General features: G+C 57.6%; 3 protein-coding genes and 1 pseudogene. 2 read left to right on the top strand and 2 right to left on the bottom strand.

All coding sequences use genetic code 11. The features are described 5' to 3' along the window. On the top strand, positions 1-599 hold a 599-nt coding region (locus COA17_RS18085), incomplete at its 5' end, for an IS110 family RNA-guided transposase (RefSeq protein ID WP_141397133.1). Positions 600-840: 241 nt separating this feature from the next. On the opposite strand, the pseudogene istA reads toward COA17_RS18085, so the two are convergent. Together istA and COA17_RS18075 are read right to left on the bottom strand one after the other, a co-directional pair. Beyond that, positions 841-1,443 (bottom strand): annotated as a pseudogene (gene istA / locus COA17_RS18080) (IS21 family transposase); the annotation flags it as partial. A 104-nt stretch (positions 1,444-1,547) separates the two neighbouring features. Further along, positions 1,548-1,757, bottom strand: coding sequence for a hypothetical protein (locus COA17_RS18075; RefSeq protein ID WP_096614265.1), 210 nt, complete (start codon positions 1,755-1,757; stop codon positions 1,548-1,550). Between the two features lie 98 nt (positions 1,758-1,855). Here COA17_RS18075 and COA17_RS18070 point away from each other — a divergent pair. Then, positions 1,856-2,616 (top strand): hypothetical protein (locus COA17_RS18070; protein WP_425442742.1); only part of this gene is annotated, 761 nt, incomplete at its 3' end.

Genomic DNA, 2,616 nt, shown 5'->3' with positions numbered 1-2,616 from the left:
ACCACGCGCGAGGGCTTCTCGCCGAGTATGGCGTCGTGCTGCCCAAAGGTCCGTGGCGCTTCCGTCAACAGGCTCCTGCTGCGGTAGCTGAGGCTGATTTGTCCGAACTTGCCCGCGAGCTGTTTACGGAGTTGATCGATCAGCTCACCGACGTAGAAGCCCGCCTCGCGAAGCTCGATGCCAAGCTCGTTAGCATCTGCCGCGAACATGCCGCATGCCGTCGGCTTGCTGCGTTGCCGGGCGTCGGGCCGGTGATCGCGACCGCGCTCGTCGCAGCGGTGGATGACGGTCGACATTTCCGCTCAGGCCGCGAGCTCGCCGCCTGGATCGGATTGGTCCCAAGACAGTATACGACCGGAGGCAAACCCAAGCTCGGCGGCATTGGCCGACGCGCCAACCACTACCTGCGCAGACAACTCATTCATGGCGCGAGGGCAGTGATCAGCCGACTGGCTGCGAAAGACGATCAACGATCAGTTTGGTTGAAGGGAATTGTCGCTCGGGCGGGCTTCAACAAGGCGCTCGTGGCGCTCGCTAACAAGACGGCCCGCATTGCTTGGGTTCTGTTGGCGCGGAAGGAAGAATATCTGCCGGCGTAACGGCGCCATGCAAACGAGGTCTGTCCTACAGCGATTGCGAGGTGGATACTGATGGTGCAACGGCATGGGCCGCCGCTTCGAAGCCTGATTTTCGACAAGGCCATCAAGGCCGATCATGTTATTAGGCAAGAAGTAGCGGACTCCCATCAAGGCCAGAAGCCTAACCGCTTCAACCAAAGGCCGGATAGATTCATGCAACCCGAGCCAACTGTACCGATCAGAATCATCTTGCGGCGGGAGGCGTCCATAGATTGTCGAATATTCCACGCTGAGGCACGCCGCCCAGCACCCGGAAGGCCTGCGTCAGTGCGTCGAACAACATCTCGTGCGTTTGCAGCAGATAGGCTCGCGTGATGAACGCCCGACTGTGGGAGAGCTTGGTATGGGCCACCTGCAGCTTGGTAGGCCGGCCATTCAGAAGGGCGTAATCTTCACTCCAATCGAACTGAAAGGCCTCACCGGGCTGGAAGATCAGCGGTACGAATGTGCCGCGCCCACTGGTTTGCTTTTCATATTGGCGTTCGGTCTTCCACGAGCGGGCGAAGGCGGCAACACGGCTGTATGATCCCTCGTAGCCCAGCTTAACCAGATCTGCATGTAGCTGCTTGGCTGTTCGCTTCTGTTTGCGCGACTTGCCAGATTCCACCCGCAGCCACGTCGTCAGTTTTTCTGCAAACTGATCAAGCTTGCTCGGCCGTTTGGGAACCTTGAACGTCGGCTCCACCGCGTCATCGCGCAGATATTTGCGGATCGTGTTGCGCGATAATCCAGTCCGCCGCCGGATCTCGCGAATGGGGATGCCTTGCCGAAAATGCCAGCGGCGGATCACACTGAGTAGGTCCATGTCGATCACTCCGATGCCTCCTGACTGTCAGCCAGGGGCGAGGAAAACATGGGTCAATTCTCAGTGAAAACTTATAACCCTCCCGGGTCACTTCTCAGTGCAACTCAACAAGCGAACTTTTTGAAGCCTCGAGAAATGCTGCTCTCACTCAGGGTGAGCGGATCTTTATCGAGCTGACGGAGGAACATCGCGTTCGCATCCTGGAAGAGCGTGAACGTGCCCAATATGCCTATGATACGCGGCATCAAGCTATCGGTCGGGTCGGACTGCAGACAGTCCGGGATTACCGCCGCAAGCGCCTGCGTGCCGACCACGATGCGCGCATGGCGCAGCTCGATGCAGCCGAAGCATATTCGCCTGATTTAAACGCCGTTCTGATGTTGCGTGTCGGTGCGCCTGGATCGGTCATGCCATGAGTGCTTGGACCGACCGTATCCTGCAGGAATTTCCTGCAGATCTCGCGCGTTTCTGGGTCGCCTGCGACCCCGATGTTGTGCTGTTGGATGGGCACGTTCTCCAATCCTTGCGTGACCGCGGGTTTGAACTCGTCTCATTCGACGATCCAATGGTCTTCAGGGCATACTATGAAGAGACCTATCGGGCCGCATGGGACGAAGGGCGAGATCCACCAAGCCCGGCGCTAATCCTACATCTCTCGTCCAATGCGAGCGACATCCTGCCATGGGACTACATCCGGCAAGCGCGAATCGTCCGGCTCGGTTTGGCAGATCTTTTCGACAAGCTCAGTAGTTCAGTGCTGCGCCAGATCGACCCAGATTATTACGCCAAGCTGTTTGATGCTCAGAAAGCCTATGCGTCTCAGACCTTAGGGGATGCAGCGACGAGCGACTTCATTCTGACGCACGTCTTCAAGGTCGTCCCCGTACTGATCGACGATGAGGTGACATTTTGGCGTGAGGTACTCCGATTGCACCTTCGAGGCTGGAGTTTGCCACCCGTTCTAGCCGACAGGATGGCTGCGATCCTGCAATCACGGCAGACCCTTTCCGATCTGCCAATCAAGGAATTGGTTGGAGACAGAGCATTCGCGTTGAAGGCAGTTCAATCGGCGTGGCTGCGCTACCTGCAATCATTTGGGATAGCGTCAATAGCCTCTGAAAACCGAGAGGACAGCTCCGCTTCCAGTTTGACGATTCCGTTCGATCATCCTGA

Source organism: Sphingomonas ginsenosidimutans (assembly GCF_002374835.1).
GTDB classification, from domain to species: domain Bacteria; phylum Pseudomonadota; class Alphaproteobacteria; order Sphingomonadales; family Sphingomonadaceae; genus Sphingomonas; species Sphingomonas ginsenosidimutans.
This window is presented reverse-complemented; position numbering and strand designations above follow the sequence as displayed.